Raw genomic sequence first — 15,539 nt, forward strand, 5'->3', positions numbered from 1 at the left:
GACGCAACGCCGCGGCGAAGACCGTGTCGAAGAACGCACCGCCCTCGTCGTCGAACACCACGCTCCCGCGCCGTGCACCCTCCGGATCGAGCCAGGTGCGGAACGCCCGCCGCTCATACCGCACCCGGGCACGCTCCTCAGCACCGACCGGATCCATCAAGTCCCGCACGCACCGCGCGTGTGCAAGCAGTTCCTCCACCGTGAGGCGCGGCGCCTCGTCCACCAGCTGCCCCGCCGCGGTCGACCACGCATCCTCGCACCCACCCGGAGGCTCGCCCAGCCCACGACGGATCCCATCGAACTGCGCCGACGTCAACCACCCCGCCCGCAACGCCGCACGCAACGCCTCGAACCACGGCAACACCGGATCCGGCCCCGGACGCGGCGTCGGATCCTCCTCCGCGGCTTGCGCCCCGGAACCGGCCCCGTCCTGCGCCCCTGGATCCGCCGCACCCTCAGGCTCCGGATCCTCCGCTCGCTCGGACTCCGAGTCGATCCCCTCATCAAGCAGCGCCTCCCCCACCCGCACCCGCCGGGACGCCTCCGCCTTGCTCACACCGCCGAGCTTCTGCACCAGCGACGCCGCAGACCGATGTCCCAGCCGCTGCGCCAGCCCTTCATGCCCCGCCCGCCACGACGACCGCGCGTGAATCACCCCGGCCTCGATCGCCTGCAACTGTTCGATCAGCGCCCCGATTTCCGCGGTCTCTCCGAACGCCGTCACGAGATCGGCGTCGCTCAAAGTGACGATCACGGCCTGCGCATCCTCGACGCCCGCACCTGCGCCGAGCCGACCCCAGAGGGTCGGGATCAGCGCAGCGATCGCATCGAAGGAAGCCATACCCCATGCTCTCAGCCACCACCGACATTCGAACATTCATCCACAATCGAATTGGCGGATCCAGATCACGAACCGGTAACGAAATCTTCGCCGCTCGCTCGCACTACGGTGGTCAGATGACCACCCCCGACTTCGTCCTCGCGCTCCGAGAGCATGTGGGCCACGCCCCGCTGAACCTCGTCGGCGTCACCGCGATCGTGTTCCGCGACGAGAAGGTGCTGCTCGGCAAGCGCGCGGACAACGGCGTCTGGCAGGCGATCTCCGGGATCGTCGAACCGGGCGAGGAGCCCGCCGACACCGCCGTGCGGGAATGCCTCGAGGAGGCCGGCGTGGCGGTGAAGGTCGAGCGCCTGGCGCTGGTGCAGCAGCTCCCGCGGGTGACGTACGCCAACGGTGACCAGGTCGACTACCTGGATCTGGTGTTCCGCTGCACCTGGGTCGCAGGTAAGCCGCATCCGGTCGATGGGGAGCTCACGGAGGTGGGCTTCTACGACCTCGCCGCGATGGGCGATATCGACGACGCTCACGTGCGCAAGATCGCCCTCGCCATGGCGGAGGACGATCCTGCGCACTTCCGCGGNCAAGACTGACGCCTACTTCTCCGGGAGTTTCACCGAATCGGGGAGCGCATCGACGACGGTCGTCGTGACTTTCTTGACTCTGTCCGGGATGTCGCCGGCGACGCCGGATTTCGTCCCCTGCGTCTCCGCCAGCTCCGCGATGTAGCCCTGCGCGGTGTCGATCACGATCGACCTCGGTCGGTCGTTCCCCTCCTCATAGTGGCTGAGGGTCACCAGGTCGCCATCGCGGTTCTCCACGCGAAGACCAGGGATCAGCGCGATCGCCCGGAAGAAGGCGGCGCGAAGGTCGGCCGGCATGAGATTCACGGTGTCGGGATCTTCCAGGCTCGACAGCACCCATGCATCGGCGGCGTTTCCCGTCATGCCGGATGGCCGGCGCAACCAATCCAGGAGAGCCGCAGGATCGCGCGGCATCTCGGCATAGTGGGGCCGATAGCTGTCCAGATAGAACACGGTCCCCGGAGCCGGACCGCTCCCGTCCGTTGTCGCACCACCGCGCGACGGATCAGTGCTCTGCGTTCCTGTCACACCCCCTGGCATCACCCAGACTCGGCCGACCATGTCCTGACCCAAGCCATAAGCTTCCGGGGAGTTTCGGACCTCCTGCTCGACCTCGGCACCCCTGGGGCCGAATCTCGCCACAATGCTCTTCGGGCCATACACGTAGAGCCAGTCTGCAGCGCGGTCAGCGGGGACGTAAACCGTCTCCATCTCCTGGATCTGCAACGCCGCATCACCATTGCCCCGATACGCATGAGACGGAACCGTGTTCGGGTCTCCGTCTTCGGCGGCAGCCGTGTTCCAGTAGCCGACCGTCTTACTGACCGCCTCGATCTTCAGATACTGACCCGGCTTGAGCGTCGTGTCGACGGCATGGATCGTCACATCGGCCGTCTCGTTCAGTACCTCCGCTGCGGACGCGCTCGGCGGCGCCGGCGGCGTCAGCACGGAGCCGATCACGATCGCCGTCGCGGCAGCGCCGGCCACGAGTCCCCCGATGCCGATCCCGGTCCACCGCCGCCGTCGTGCACGCACTGGATCCTTCATCCGACCGCCCCCCCGCGCGATCTCCCGCGTCAGCGCCGCCCGCGCGGCGCGGATCGTGCCCTCCTCGGGGTGCGCCTCGGCGGCGCCGAGCTCACGCACCTGTTCCATAAGCGGCATCGTTCTCCTCCTTCGCCATCCAGGTCAGCCGGGTCGCGGAGTGCGATCCGGGCGGTGCGAGCTTGCGGCGGACCCGGTTGAGGCGGGAACGCACGGTCCCCACCGGCACGCCCAGCGCCTCGGCGATCTGCTCATAGGTCAGGTCAGCCCAGGCGTACAGCAGCAGCGCGTCCCGGTCCCGGCCGGCCAGCGCCGCGATCCGGGGCGCCAGTGCACGCAGTGCGGTGTCCGCGTCGAGGCGGTCGTCGCTTGCGGCATGCACGGACTCGGTGTGCTCCGCCGCCCCGGCGGAGGCCTCGAACGAGCGCCACTGCCGGGCCTCCGCCGCGCGATGGCTCTTCGCGACCCGCGTCGCGATCCCGAGCAGCCACGGCAACGCCGACTCCGCCGTCTGGTCGAACGACGACCGACGCCGGAACGCGACGAGGAACGTCTCGCTCAGCACGTCGTCCACGGCGTCGGCGCCCACCCGCCGGCGGACATACCCGCCGACGGGCCGGACGTGACGCTCGAAGATCTCCGAGAAGGCCTCCGGTCGCTCGAGCGATCGCCCGATGATCTCGCTGTCTGTGCTCACAACAGGTATTGCCCGAGGATCCGGGTTCGGTTCACGGATTCTCAGCGCAGGTCCCGTCGCATCAGCACCCGCGGGAAGCCGTCCAGGACGGAGCCGGTGTCGGCGGCTTTCACGAAGCCGGCGGACTCGAACAGGGCCCGCGTGCCCGCGTAGGCCATCGTGAGGTTCACCGTCGCGCCTGCGTTGTCGACGGGATACCCCTCGATCGCCGGCGCACCGTGACCACGCGCGTGAGCGACGGCGCCTTCGATCAGCGCATGCATCAGCCCCTGCTTGCGGTGCCCCGGCCGCACCCGGAAGCACCACAGCGACCACACGTCGAGATCGTCGAGGTGCGGGATGAGCCGGTTGCGGGCGAAGCTCGTGTCGCGGCGGGGGTGCACGGCAGCCCAGCCGACGGGTTCGCCGTCGAGATACGCGATGATGCCCGGCGGCGGATCCTGATGGCACAGCTCGCGCATCCTGTCCGCCCGCGCCTGACCCTGCAGCGCTCTGCCCTCCGCACCGCCGATCCGGTAGCTCAGGCAGAAACAGGACTGCGACGCCGGATTCTTCGGCCCCACCAGGGTCGCGATGTCGTCGAACTCCGTCGCCGGACGCACCTCGATGCTCATGTGCTCAGTCTGCCGTGCGCCGCCGCACCGCGGTCACGGCTCCCTGGTGCTGTCCGGCGAGGGATCCCCGACCGGTCCGTCGTTCTCCAGCCCGTCGGGCGCCGCGAGGAAGGCGTCGCCCGGATCCGTCTCGGTCTCGAACGCCCGGCGTGCCCGATCGCGCTGCTCCTCGGCCTCGAGATCGATGAGCCCGATCGTGCCGGTCTCGGTCGACGCGAGCCCGTGCCGGGCGAGGATCCCGCGGCGCTGACCGGCGAGGAAGTCGCGGTTCGCGTTCTGCGCGTCGATGAACATCGTCGTCTTCCCCGCCACGATCCGGCGGGCCCGTCGCGCCTCCCAGTACGGCTTGCCGACCAGCATGAGGATCACCCCGACCGCGGCGTAGACGGACATCATCAGCAGACCGCGGGCGTAGCCGGGGCCGACCCCGTAGACCGTGCGCTTGATCATCTCGGTGATCCCGCTGCCGACGACGACGTTGTTCAGCCACGCGAAGGGCTGCGGCATCATCCACGGCGGATAGGCCGCGCCGGACGCCGGAACGGAGAGGAACACGAACACCACCATCGACGGCAGCGCGATGAACCGTCCGAAGAAGTAGCTCAGGCCGTTCACCGCGAGGCCGATCGCCACGATCCAGCCCCAGGCCATCAGCGCGAGCGGCCAGAAGTGCCCCTGGATGGCCCCGATCACGGGTCCGGAAAGCAGGTTCGTGACCAGCGAGATCAGCAGCCCGAGTCCGACGATGACGGCCAGCCGAGTGCGGTGGCGCAGCGGGCCGCCCATGAGTCCGATGAACATCGCGGTCATGTAGCCGCCGATGCACCACGCCAGCATCAGGTACATCGAGGTCATCCCGAACGCGTCGTGCGCGGGCAGCGGCGACAGGTCCTTCACCGTCGGCGCTGCGCCGTTCGCGCTCAGCACCGGGATCAGCATCCGCTGCAGCAGGGTCGACGCCTGCAGCTGGTGGGCACCGGCGACGAGGAGTTCACGCCGGGCGGGATCGTATGCGGCCGCGACCGTGCCGTGCAGCACGGCTTCGCCGGCGGCACGCGCGTCCGGATAGTCGGTGAAGGCGATCGTGCCGCCCAGCGCCTTCTCCACGCCGGACTCGAGGCCGGCCGAGGCCTGCGCCGACCCGACCACGCCGACCGGCACCTCGTGCGGCGTCGGCGCGTGGAACGCGGCCACATAGCAGAGGCAGAACATCACGATGAAGAACAGCGGCATCCACAGCTGCAGCAGCACGAGCTGCAGCGAGGGGTGCAGCGTCGCGAACCATCGCCGGTACGCGCTCGTGCGCGGACGGTCTCCTGTCCCCGCCCGTCCGCGATCGTCGCGCCGCCTCATCCGCCCAGGGTACCGAGAGCAGCACCTCAGCGATTGACGATGCGCTGATCCGTGTTGGTGTAGCTGATCGAATCGGCGGTCGTGCCGACCAGGCCCATCGTGACGCGGAGCAGTCCCGGTCTGACGTCGTCGAGCGGCGGCGGCGTGTCCGTGCCGAGGGTGAGCGACCGGCCGTCCTGCGTTGTCGCCGTGATCGAGCCGAGGTAGACGTTCACGTGTCCCTGCAGCGTCATGGTGTCGGCGTTCGTCACGAGACCCGCCTCGTCCGGCGGGCGCACGGTGAGCGAGAACCCGGAGATCGTGATCGAGTCGGCCGAGATCTTCAGCGCGCGGACGGTCCCGCCGTCGACGGTGGGCACGTCCACGATCGCGATTCCGCTCAGCCCGGTGAACGACAGCCCCTGCGATCCCATGGAGGCCGGGGTCTTCGTGAACACCGGAGCGCCGGCATCCTTGGTCGCCGTCACGGGCGTGGGCGTCGGTGCGGGAGCGCCGGGGGTCGATCCCGGCGGAGCCGGTGCGGCCGGCGTGCCCGGGGCCGCGGGAGTGCCGGGCACGGCCGGTGCCGACGGGACGCCGTGAAGTCCTGGTGTCGCTTGCGAGGGTGCCGGCGTGGGACTCGGACTCGGTGCCGGACACCAGATCAGCGGGATGCACAGGGCGGCCGGGCGGGCGGCTGGCGCGGCTGCGGCGCCCAGCGTCATCGGCGCGATCAGCGCGAGCCCGGCCAGCAGCGCGCCCGCGGCCCGGCGCTTCGGCATCACGACACGGTCTCCGGGGTCTCGGCGGGCGGCCTGCGCGTCCCCATCCACGCGACGACCAGCACCGCGCCGACGCCCGAGAGCAGCATGCCGACGATGAAGCCGCCCAGGTTCACCCCGATCAGCGAGTAGATCGCGACGACGAGCGCGAGGATCCCGTAGAACACGTGGTGCGCGGGCATCGTGATCGCGAGGATCCCGAGCAGCACGAGCGCGATCGGGATGATCGTGGCCTGCAGGCCTTCGATCCCGAGCTGCACGTGCAGGTGACCGATGTCGAGCTGTCCGGAGAAGAACATCTCGACGCCGCCGAGCGCGACGAGCAGGCCGCCGATGAACGGCCGCCCGCGGCGCCAGTGCCGGAATCCGCCGGCCGACTGCGGCTCGGCGGAGGACGCGCCGGCGTCGGGCGCGGGGTCGGGCTCGGTCTCCGCCGCTTCAGGCGTGCGCACCGGACGGAGCGAAGGATCCGCCGCACCGCGCTGGTTGCGCCGCGGCGTTTCGCGGCGTTTCTCCTCCTCGGTCATCGAAGCGTCGTCTCTCAGAAGCATCCCTTGGATCCGTCCGTCAGCTCCAGCGTCATCCCCGTGAGGGTGAACACCGAGGCCTGGGTGCTCCAGGCCGTCTGCTGCAGGTTCTTGATCGAGACGGTGTCGGCGTCCTGCGCGAAGTCGCCCGCGGAGCCCTTCGCCTCGGTGTTGACCGTCGAGGCGTCGACGCCGATCCGGATCGCACCGAACGAGGCGTCGCCCTTGAGCCCGGTCATGCCGATCTGCAGGTCGCTGGCCGAGGCCGGGTTGCCGTTGCCGCCGGCTTTGATGAGCACGCCGACCTTGCCGAGCGGCGTGTCGGTGACCACGGCCTGGCACAGATCCGCCAGCGTCGCGCTCTTGATGTTCGCGATGGCGACCGTGTGTTCCTTGCCCTCGGTGTCCTTCGCGAGTCCGGCGTACTGCGAGAAGCCGGTGCCCTGCAGCTGCGACGCGCTGATCTGGAACTCGCTCCCCGACACCGCGAACGACACCGGCACGGCGCCCTGTGCGACGCCGCCCATCAGCACGGCGGCGACGACCCCCGCGGGGACGGCGACGAGCGCGATGCGCCCTGCGTGCGACGAGCCGAGCTTGCGGACGCGGTCAGACTTCGGGAACTTCATCGATCCTCCTCCGGGGCGCCGGCTGCTGTGGCGGCGCGCAACATCTCGAGTATATGAGCCGTTGACTCAGAGTCAATATAGCCGAGAGCCGTGCGCGCCGACACTAAGCTCGTGGCATGCCCGACCTGCGCCGCGCCCGCCTCAGCCCCGAGGAGCGCCGCGCCCAGCTCGTCGCGACCGGTGTGAACTTCCTCGCCGAGCACTCCCTCGACGAGCTCACGATGGACGTGCTGGCGCAGCTGGCCGGCGTCTCCCGGCCGCTGCTCTTCCACTACTTCGAAACCCGTCAGGGCATGCATCTGGCGGTGGTCACCACGGCCAGGGACAGCCTGCTGCTCGCCTCGGAGCCGCGCCTCGACCTGGAGCCCCGGGCACGGATCAGGGACACGCTGCTGCGCATCACCGAGTTCGTGCGCCAGCACCAGGGCACGTTCCACTCGCTCGTGCGCGGCATCGCGAGCGGTGATCCGGCGGTGCGACGGGTCGTCGACGAGTCCCGCGAGCGGAACGCGGTGCGGCTCCTCGAGGCGTTCACCGAGCTCGGCGCGCCGGACACCCCGGCGCTGCGCGTGGCGCTGCGCGCGTGGGTCTCGTTCACCGAGGAGACGCTGATCAGCCTGGTCATCGAACGCGACGTGGCGCCGGCGGACGTGGTGGCATTCCTGGAGTCGACACTGGACGGGGTCGTGGCGGCGACCGGCGAGCTCCGGATCTGATCCTGGCCCGGCCGGTGAGGATCTCATGCCGGCGCGAGCTCAGCGGGCTGGCTCAGTCCTCGCCGCGCAGCACGTCCAGCGCGTGCTGGAAGTCGGCGGGGTACGGAGACTCCGTCCGCACCCACTCCCCCGTGGTCGGATGCGCGAACTCCAGCCGGTGCGCGTGCAGCCACTGCCGGGTCAGCCCGAGCCGTGCGGACAGGGTCGGGTCGGCCCCGTAGAGCGGATCGCCGGCGCAGGGGTGGCGATGCGCGGCCATGTGCACGCGGATCTGATGCGTGCGGCCGGTCTCCAGGTGGATCTCCAGCAGCGACGCGCCAGGGAAGGCTTCGAGCGTCTCGTAGTGCGTCACCGACGGCTTGCCGTCCGGCACGACCGCGAACTTCCAGGAATGGTGCGGGTGCCGACCGATCGGCGCGTCGATCGTGCCGGCCAGCGGATCCGGATGTCCCTGGACCACGGCGTGATAGATCTTCTCGACCGTGCGCTCCTTGAACGCGCGCTTGAGCACCGAGTACGCGACCTCGGTCTTGGCGACCACCATCAGCCCGCTCGTGCCGACGTCGAGCCGGTGCACGACGCCCTGCCGCTCCGGCGCGCCGCTGGTCGCGATCCGGAATCCCGCCGCGGCGAGGGCGCCGACCACGGTCGGCCCTTCCCACCCCACGGACGGATGCGCGGCGACCCCGCACGGCTTGTCCACCACGACGATGTCGTCGTCGTCGTAGACGATCCCCAGGTCGGGAACCGCGATGGGCTCGATCCGCGGCTCCTCCTTGGGGCGCCATTCCACGTCGAGCCAGGCGCCCGCGCGGAGCTTGTCGGACTTGCCGAGCGTGACGCCGTCAAGGCTCACGCCGCCGGCTTCCGCGACCTCGGCCGCGAAGGTCCGGGAGAAGCCGAGCATCTTCGCGAGCGCCGCGTCGACGCGGACGCCGTCGAGCCCGTCCGGGACGGGCAGCGCGCGGGACTGCATACTCAGGCGCCGGCTCCTGCCGTGTGGCGATCCTCGGAGCCGTTCTCAGAGGATCCGGGCGGCGCGGATGCATCGGACGGCGCGGATGCATCGGACGGATCGGACGAAGGCTCGCCGAGCGGCTTCTCCGCTTCGGGCGCCTTCTCCGGCTCTCGCGGCTCCTCGGACTCCCCCGATTCGGGAGCGTCGGCCTCCGCGGCGTCAGTCGTCTTGGCGTCGCGCTCCCGGGTGCCGTCGAGGCGGAGGCCCGAGATGATCAGCAGCGCGATGGAGATCATGCCGGTCACGATGAACATGTCGGCGACGTTGAAGATCGCCGGCAGCATCCACGGCATCGAGATCATGTCGACGACGTGGCCGACGGCGAACCCCGGCTCGCGGAACAGGCGGTCGGTGAGGTTGCCGAGCACGCCGCCGAGCAGCGCGCCCAGGACGACCGCCCAGAGCCGTGCGCGGACCGAGAACGCCTTCCACACGATCACGCACGCCACGACGGCGAGGGCGATCGTGAAGATCCAGGTCGCCCCTTCTCCGATCGAGAAAGCCGCCCCCGCGTTGCGGACGTAGAACAGCTGCAGGAAGCTGCCGAGGACGGGAACGGGTTCCCTCTCCGGCAGATGCGTGATCGTGAGGTACTTCACAAACTGGTCGGCGGCCAGCACGAACACCGCGAGGATCGCGATGATCGTGCCGGCCGCCGAACCGTGAAGCGGTTGACGCCGGGCCAACGGGGCTCCTTACTGGCCGGTGGAGGCGGAGTCCGAGGGCCCGCCCTTCTCGTCGAGGTCGCGAAGCTGACCCTCGATGTAGCTGCGCAGCTGGGTGCGGTAGGAGCGCTCGAAGTCGTGCAGCTCGGCGATCTTGCCCTCGAGCACGTTGCGCTCGCGGTCGAGACGCGCGGTCTCCTCGCGCTGACGCTGCTCAGCGTCGGCCAGGATCTTCGCCGCCTGCGCCTTGGCCTCTGCGACCAGCTGGTCACGCTGCGACTTGCCCTCGGCGACGTGCTCGTCGTGCAGGCGCTGAGCCAGCTCGATGATCCCGGCGGTGGCGGTGGCGGGAGCGGCGCCCTCGGCCGGAGCCGCGACGGGTGCCTGCGCGACCGGGGCCTGCTCGGCGGCAGGCGCCTTCTCGCCGGACTCGTAGGCCGCGAGCTTCGCCTTGAGCTCGGCGTTCTCGTCCAGTGCCTTGCGCCACTCGAGAACCACCTCGTCCAGGAAGTCGTCGACCTCGTCCGGGTCGAAGCCGTCCTTGAAGCGGACGTGCTGGAACTGCTTGGTGACGACGTCATCCGGGGTCAGTGCCATTGGTGGCTCCTCTTTCGATGAGTTCTCGGTGGCCGGTGGGACATTGGCGCTTGCCCCTCGGCGCGCACCTCAGGAAAGCATAGCCGTCCTGTCCCAGCGCCGCGAAGACGGGCTCCGCGCGACGGCCGGGTTTCAGATGAACGACCGGGTGATCGTCATCAGGATCAGCACGACGAGCATCGTCAGGGTGAACCCGAGATCGAGCGCGACCGGTCCGAGTCTCAGCGGAGGAATGAGACGCCGGAACAGACGGATCGGCGGGTCGGTGATCGTGTAGATGATCTCGGCTGCGATCAGCAGCCCGCCTCGAGGACGCCACCCGCGGTTGAAGATGGGAATGTACTCGAGGATCAGCCGTGCGAACAGCGTGAGCAGGTACAGCAGCAGCAGGATGTTCAGGACCGCTGCGATCACGGAGATCGCGGGCAGTGCGGTCACGCGTCAGGAGTGCGCGAGCGCGGGCTCGTCGCCCCCGGCGATCCCGCCCTGCCCCGACACCGCGATGCTCTCCGGCGACAGCAGGAACACCTTGCTCGTCACGCGCTCGATGCGGCCGTAGAGGCCGAGGGAGAGTCCGCTCGCGAAGTCGATGAGGCGACGCGCGTCGGCGTCGCTCATCTGCGACAGATTGATGATCACGGGGATCCCGTCGCGGAAGCTCTCGGCGATGACCTGCGCGTCGCGGTACTGCTTCGGGTGCACGGTGAGGATCTCGTTGACCGCACCGGCGGCGGGCTGACGCACCGCGGTCGGACGGCGCAGCGGGGTCACCGGCGCGGGCCGGGCCTCCTCGCGGCGGTCCTCGTCACGACGGGTGCTCTCGTGGCGCGTACGCTCGTGCGTCGCGACCGGAGCGGCCGCGGGGGCCTCCTCGTAGACCTCTTCCTCATCGGCGAGGCCGAGGTACACCATGGTCTTCTTCAGCGGGTTCCCCATCGCGTCCTCCGTAGTATGCGGGTGGTTCTGTTGTCGAGGTTAACCCTGCGCAGGGCGCGGCCCCGTGATTGCGGACCCGATGCGAAGGTGTGTCGCACCCGCCGCGATCGCCTCGGCGTAGTCGCCGGTCATGCCTGCCGAGATCCACGTCGCGTCGGGGGCGACCGCGCGCACGCGCTCGGCATAGCCGTGCACGCGCGCGAACGCGGCGGCGGGGTCCTCGTCGAGCGGGGCGACCGCCATCACGCCGCGCAGCCGCAGCGTCGGCAGCGTCAGCACATGCTCGGCGAGCCGCTCCAGCTCCGCGGGGGCTACTCCCCCGCGGCCCGGATCCTCGGTCAGGTTGATCTGCAGCAGCACGTCGAGCAGCCCGTCGTCCGTCGCCGCGCGGTCCAGCGCATCGGCGATCCGGGACCTGTCGACCGAGTGCACCGCCTGAGCGGCGCGGCGGATCGCGGCCGCCTTGTTCGTCTGCGCCTGGCCGATGAAGTGCCAGCGCAGCCCGTCCAGGCCGGCGAGCTGCTGCGCCTTGGCGGACAGCTCCTGCTGGCGGTTCTCGCCCACCTCGCGGACGCCGAGACCGTACAGCTCCTGCACGAGCGCGGCGGGATGGAACTTGGTCACCACGATCCTGGTGATCGCGCTCGCGTCGCGTCCGGCCCGCCGTGCGGCCTCCGCGATCCCGTCATCGACTGCGGACAGCCGCGCGGCCAGGCTCGGGTCTCCCGGAGCCTGGCTCGCGGTCACTTCAGGAACTCGGGGATGTCGAGGTCGCTCTCGTCGAAGGCCGGCTCGATGCTCGTGTGCACCGGGGCGATGGGCGCGCTGGCGACGGGTGCGACCGGGCGGGGCTCCACTGCGGGCTTCTCCTCGGACGCGGGCTCCTCGGAGTCGCGCTTCTCCGCTGCGGCGGGGGCCGTGGTGCGGGAGAAGATCTGCGGGTCCAGGCGCAGCGTGGGCTCTCCGCTGTCGAAGCCGGCGGCGATCACCGTGACGCGCACCTCGTCGCCGAGGGTGTCGTCGATCACGGTGCCGAAGATGATGTTCGCCTCGGGGTGCGCCGCCTCCTTGACGAGGTCCGCGGCGTCGTGGATCTCGAAGATGCCGAGGTTGGATCCGCCCTGGATCGAGAGCAGCACGCCGTGCGCACCCTCGATGGATGCCTCGAGCAGCGGCGACTCGACGGCGAGCTCTGCCGCCTTGATCGCGCGGTCCGCGCCGCGGGCGGAGCCGATGCCCATGAGCGCGGATCCCGCCCCCTGCATGACCGACTTGACGTCGTTGAAGTCGAGGTTGATGAGACCGGGCGTGGTGATCAGGTCCGTGATGCCCTGGACACCGGCGAGCAGCACCTGGTCGGCGGTCGCGAACGCCTCGATCATGGAGATGCCGCGGTCGCTGATCTCGAGCAGACGGTCGTTCGGCACCACGATGAGGGTGTCGACCTCTTCCTTCAGCTTGGCCACGCCCGCGTCGGCCTGGCTCTGCCGGCGGCGGCCCTCGAAGGAGAACGGCTTGGTGACGACGCCGATGGTCAGCGCGCCGATCGACTTCGCGATCCGCGCCACGATCGGGGCGCCGCCGGTGCCGGTTCCGCCGCCCTCGCCCGCGGTCACGAAGACCATGTCGGCGCCGGCGAGAGCCTGCTCGATCTCCTCGGCGTGGTCCTCCGCGGCACGGCGTCCGACCTCGGGATCGGCGCCGGCGCCGAGACCGCGGGTCAGGTCGCGGCCGACGTCGAGCTTGACGTCGGCGTCGCTCATCAGCAGCGCCTGCGCATCGGTGTTGATCGCGATGAACTCGACGCCGCGAAGGCCGAGCTCGATCATGCGGTTGACGGCGTTGACACCACCACCGCCGACGCCGACGACCTTGATCACGGCAAGGTAGTTCTGGTTCTGGCTCATCCCGTCCTCCGATGTATGTGGAGCCTTGAGCCGGGAGAACCTTAAACCTCAGGCAGAAGGTTAAAGTATTTCCCGGTATTGCTTTCTCTTGATCGAAGGTAAGCGGCAGCACCCGTCCCGGGCCCAAGCGACACGCGCGTGTCCGGGATCGATGTCCGGATTCACCTCCGGAAGAGGTGCAGCGTCAGCCGACGACGCCGACGTTCGGCGATGACACGTCGTACATGCCGTGGTCGGGGCTCGCCGCCATCAGCTTCTGCAGCGTGGTCGCCTTCAACGCGGACTGGTCCGGGCTCCCCCACACGATCTTCGTCCCGCTGCTCAGCTGCAGCGTGATGTCGTCCGGGGTGGGCGCGGTGACGCTGTCGACCTGGGCCCGCAGCGCCGCGGGGAGCGTGCGCAGCACGACGCCGACGCCACGGAAGGACGACGCGTCCGTGCCGCCTTTGAGGTCGATGAGGGCGTAGCCGGCCGGACGGTCGTCGGTCGTGGAGAGCGGCACGCCCGCGGCGTCCACCACGGTGAATCCGCGCTCGGACGCCACGACGCCGACGGGGGTGCGCTCCACGATCTTGACCACCAGGTCGTGCGGCGGATGCGCCTCGAGCTGATACGTCTCGATGAGCGGGAAGCCGACGAGCGCCGCCTTCACCGCGCTCGAATCCACGAGCGCCAGCGGCCTGCCCAACTGGCTCGACAAGGCCTTCTGCACGTCGCGCGCCTTGAGCGCGCTCGTGCCCTCGACCGAGATGGTCTGCACGGCGAAGAGCGGGCTGTACGCCGCGCCCACGCTCCCGCCGACCACCAGCACGGCGACGAGTGCGGCCACGGCCCAGCCGATCCGGCGGCGCCGGGAGCGCTGCGTGAACCGACGGATCTCGGCGCGCAGTGCTCGCCTGCGCGCCCGTGCGGCCTGCCACAGGTCCCGTGCCGTGAGCGGACCGTCCCCTTGCCCGGCACCGCTCTCGGCAGGATCGGCGGACGGCGTGCTCTCGCCGCGCAGGGACGCGGCGTCCAGCGGGATCGGCGCCGCAGTCCGCTGCGGAGCCGCGTCCTCGCGGAAGCCCACATGCGGCGGGCGCACATCCGCGGGGAGGATGCGCGCCTGCGTGGACGGCGCAGCCGAGCGCGCCGGCTCCGCCCGTTCGGTCGGCGGCGCCGAGGTCGGGATCGCGGACGGCCGGCGCACGCTCAGTCCTCGGCGGTCGCGCGGAGCGCCTCGAGCACCTGCGGGATGATCTGGTAGACGTTGCCGCAGCCGAGCGTGATCACGACGTCGCCCTCCCGGGCCACGGTCGCGGTGTACTCCGCGGCCTGCTGCCAGTCCGCGACGTAGTGCACGTGGGCGGGGTCGGCGAACGCGTCGCTGACCAGCTCGCCGGTGACGCCGGGGACCGGGTCCTCGCGGGCGCCGTAGACGTCGAGCATCACGGTGTGGTCCGCGTAGGTCTCCAGCACGTCGGCGAACTCCTGGAACATGTGCTGCGTGCGGGAGTAGGTGTGCGGCTGCTGGATCGCGATGATCCGGCCGGATCCGGAGATCGTGCGCATGGCCTCGAGCGCGGCGCGCACCTCCGTCGGGTGGTGCGAGTAGTCGTCGTACACGCTGACGCCGCGCTCGGCGCCATGCAGCTCGAGCCGGCGCACCGTGCCCGCGAAGCCCTCGACCGCCCGGACCGACTCCGCCAGGCCGTAGCCCAGCGTGCCGAGCACGGCGACCGCGCCCGCGGCGTTGATCGCGTTGTGCACGCCGGGGACTGCGAGCTGCATGCGCGCGCTTTCGCCGCGGAGGGTCAGAGTGGCGGCGACCGGACCGTCGGTGACGACATCGGTGATGCGCAGATCGGCGTCCTCGGCGAGGCCGAACGAGATGACGTTCGAGTGCGTGAGCCCCGCGCGCACGCGGAGCGCGCCGGCGTCGTCGCTGGAGATCACGACCGCCTCGCTCGCCTCGTTCGCGAACGTCACGAAGGCGTCGTGGAAGGCCTCGTCGGATCCGTAGTGGTCCAGGTGATCGGGGTCGACGTTCGTGATCAGGGCGACTGAGGTGTCGTAGAGCAGGAACGTGCCGTCGGACTCGTCGGCCTCGATCACGAACAGGTCGCCGCTGCCCGTGGAGCTCGACGCGCCGAGCTGCTCGATCACGCCGCCGTTGACGAAGTTCGGGTCGGCGCCGAGCGCGAGCAGTGCGGTGACGATCATGCCCGTCGACGTGGTCTTGCCGTGCGCACCCGCGACGGACACCAGCCGGCGCCCGCCGATCAGCCAGTGCAGGGCCTGGGAACGGTGGATCACCTGCAGGCCGCGCTCCTTGGCGAGCACGAACTCCGGGTTCTCCGGCCAGATCGCCCCGGTGTGCACCACGGTGTCGGCGTCGCCCAGGTTGGCGGCGTCGTGGCCGACGTGCACGTCGGCACCGAGGGCCGCGAGAGCCCGCAGGTTGGCGCTGTCGGCCCGGTCGCTGCCGGAGACGCGGATGCCGGCGTCGAGGAACATCCGGGCCAGGCCCGACATGCCCGATCCGCCGATGCCGATGAAGTGTGCAGCGGTGATGCGGTCCGGAATCGGCAGGGTGAGGTCGGGTCTGATCATGACTGAATCATCCTAAGTCGCAGCGCACCGGTCCGGGGGCCTGGCACGCCGGGTCCGGGGC

19 protein-coding genes are annotated in these 15,539 nt (G+C 70.3%); 2 read left to right on the top strand and 17 right to left on the bottom strand.

Annotation, left to right across the window (positions count from 1 at the left end; translation table 11 throughout):
• On the bottom strand, positions 1–754 hold a 754-nt coding region (locus ACTJJZ_RS12525; protein WP_440721518.1), incomplete at its 3' end, for a DUF222 domain-containing protein.
• Positions 755–957: 203 nt separating this feature from the next.
• Here ACTJJZ_RS12525 and ACTJJZ_RS12530 point away from each other — a divergent pair.
• Positions 958–1,431, top strand: coding sequence for an NUDIX hydrolase (locus ACTJJZ_RS12530; protein ID WP_440721519.1), 474 nt, complete (start codon positions 958–960; stop codon positions 1,429–1,431).
• Positions 1,432–1,434: 3 nt separating this feature from the next.
• Here the strand turns inward: ACTJJZ_RS12530 and ACTJJZ_RS12535 are convergent, their stop codons facing one another.
• From ACTJJZ_RS12535 to ACTJJZ_RS12565, 7 genes are read right to left on the bottom strand one after another with little or no spacing between them, the layout of a single operon-like run.
• Positions 1,435–2,577, bottom strand: coding sequence for a hypothetical protein (locus ACTJJZ_RS12535; RefSeq protein ID WP_440721520.1), 1,143 nt, complete (start codon positions 2,575–2,577; stop codon positions 1,435–1,437).
• The gene (locus ACTJJZ_RS12540; protein ID WP_440721521.1) at positions 2,561–3,163 is read right to left on the bottom strand and encodes an RNA polymerase sigma factor; all 603 of its coding nucleotides are present in this window, start codon (positions 3,161–3,163) and stop codon (positions 2,561–2,563) included. The genes ACTJJZ_RS12535 and ACTJJZ_RS12540 overlap by 17 nt, the downstream gene beginning before the upstream one ends.
• Before the next feature lie 41 nt (positions 3,164–3,204).
• A complete protein-coding gene (locus ACTJJZ_RS12545; RefSeq protein WP_440721522.1) occupies positions 3,205–3,777 on the bottom strand; it encodes an N-acetyltransferase family protein in 573 nt (190 codons plus the stop codon).
• A gap of 33 nt (positions 3,778–3,810) precedes the next feature.
• Positions 3,811–5,130: an ABC transporter permease gene (locus ACTJJZ_RS12550; protein WP_440721523.1), complete on the bottom strand. Its 1,320-nt coding sequence runs from the start codon at positions 5,128–5,130 to the stop codon at positions 3,811–3,813.
• A gap of 26 nt (positions 5,131–5,156) precedes the next feature.
• Positions 5,157–5,891, bottom strand: coding sequence for a hypothetical protein (locus ACTJJZ_RS12555; protein ID WP_440721524.1), 735 nt, complete (start codon positions 5,889–5,891; stop codon positions 5,157–5,159).
• Positions 5,891–6,418 (bottom strand): DUF6114 domain-containing protein, encoded by a 528-nt coding sequence (locus ACTJJZ_RS12560; RefSeq protein ID WP_440721525.1) that lies wholly within the window; start codon positions 6,416–6,418, stop codon positions 5,891–5,893. Before ACTJJZ_RS12560 ends, ACTJJZ_RS12555 begins: the two co-directional genes overlap by 1 nt.
• 14 nt (positions 6,419–6,432) lie before the next feature.
• Complete coding sequence (locus ACTJJZ_RS12565; protein WP_440721526.1) at positions 6,433–7,047, bottom strand: DUF6230 family protein; 615 nt, start codon at positions 7,045–7,047, stop codon at positions 6,433–6,435.
• A gap of 116 nt (positions 7,048–7,163) precedes the next feature.
• On the opposite strand from ACTJJZ_RS12565, the gene ACTJJZ_RS12570 reads away from it, so the two are divergent.
• Positions 7,164–7,763, top strand: coding sequence for a TetR/AcrR family transcriptional regulator (locus ACTJJZ_RS12570; protein ID WP_440721527.1), 600 nt, complete (start codon positions 7,164–7,166; stop codon positions 7,761–7,763).
• Between the two features lie 52 nt (positions 7,764–7,815).
• Here the strand turns inward: ACTJJZ_RS12570 and ACTJJZ_RS12575 are convergent, their stop codons facing one another.
• The 9 genes from ACTJJZ_RS12575 to murC all read right to left on the bottom strand — a co-directional run bounded on the left by ACTJJZ_RS12575 (position 7,816) and on the right by murC (position 15,478).
• Positions 7,816–8,739, bottom strand: coding sequence for an RluA family pseudouridine synthase (locus ACTJJZ_RS12575; RefSeq protein WP_440721528.1), 924 nt, complete (start codon positions 8,737–8,739; stop codon positions 7,816–7,818).
• Positions 8,740–8,741: 2 nt separating this feature from the next.
• On the bottom strand, positions 8,742–9,467 hold the full coding sequence (lspA, locus tag ACTJJZ_RS12580) for a signal peptidase II (RefSeq protein WP_440721529.1): 726 nt from the start codon (positions 9,465–9,467) through the stop codon (positions 8,742–8,744).
• Positions 9,468–9,476: 9 nt separating this feature from the next.
• Positions 9,477–10,043 (bottom strand): DivIVA domain-containing protein, encoded by a 567-nt coding sequence (locus ACTJJZ_RS12585; RefSeq protein ID WP_440721530.1) that lies wholly within the window; start codon positions 10,041–10,043, stop codon positions 9,477–9,479.
• A gap of 132 nt (positions 10,044–10,175) precedes the next feature.
• Positions 10,176–10,472: a YggT family protein gene (locus ACTJJZ_RS12590; RefSeq protein ID WP_440721634.1), complete on the bottom strand. Its 297-nt coding sequence runs from the start codon at positions 10,470–10,472 to the stop codon at positions 10,176–10,178.
• 12 nt (positions 10,473–10,484) lie between these two features.
• The gene (locus tag ACTJJZ_RS12595; protein ID WP_440721531.1) at positions 10,485–10,979 is read right to left on the bottom strand and encodes a cell division protein SepF; all 495 of its coding nucleotides are present in this window, start codon (positions 10,977–10,979) and stop codon (positions 10,485–10,487) included.
• A gap of 39 nt (positions 10,980–11,018) precedes the next feature.
• Positions 11,019–11,726 carry a YggS family pyridoxal phosphate-dependent enzyme gene (locus ACTJJZ_RS12600; protein WP_440721532.1) on the bottom strand — a complete coding sequence of 236 codons (708 nt, stop codon included), beginning with the start codon at positions 11,724–11,726 and terminating at the stop codon, positions 11,019–11,021.
• Positions 11,723–12,886, bottom strand: coding sequence for a cell division protein FtsZ (gene ftsZ / locus ACTJJZ_RS12605; RefSeq protein WP_440721533.1), 1,164 nt, complete (start codon positions 12,884–12,886; stop codon positions 11,723–11,725). The genes ACTJJZ_RS12600 and ftsZ overlap by 4 nt, the downstream gene beginning before the upstream one ends.
• 184 nt (positions 12,887–13,070) lie before the next feature.
• Positions 13,071–14,075: an FtsQ-type POTRA domain-containing protein gene (locus tag ACTJJZ_RS12610; protein WP_440721534.1), complete on the bottom strand. Its 1,005-nt coding sequence runs from the start codon at positions 14,073–14,075 to the stop codon at positions 13,071–13,073.
• Between the two features lie 2 nt (positions 14,076–14,077).
• Positions 14,078–15,478 carry a UDP-N-acetylmuramate--L-alanine ligase gene (murC, locus tag ACTJJZ_RS12615; RefSeq protein WP_440721535.1) on the bottom strand — a complete coding sequence of 467 codons (1,401 nt, stop codon included), beginning with the start codon at positions 15,476–15,478 and terminating at the stop codon, positions 14,078–14,080.
• Between the last annotated feature and the right edge of the window lie 61 nt (positions 15,479–15,539).

It is taken from the genome of Microbacterium sp. 22242 (assembly GCF_052045495.1).
Taxonomy (GTDB): domain Bacteria; phylum Actinomycetota; class Actinomycetes; order Actinomycetales; family Microbacteriaceae; genus Microbacterium.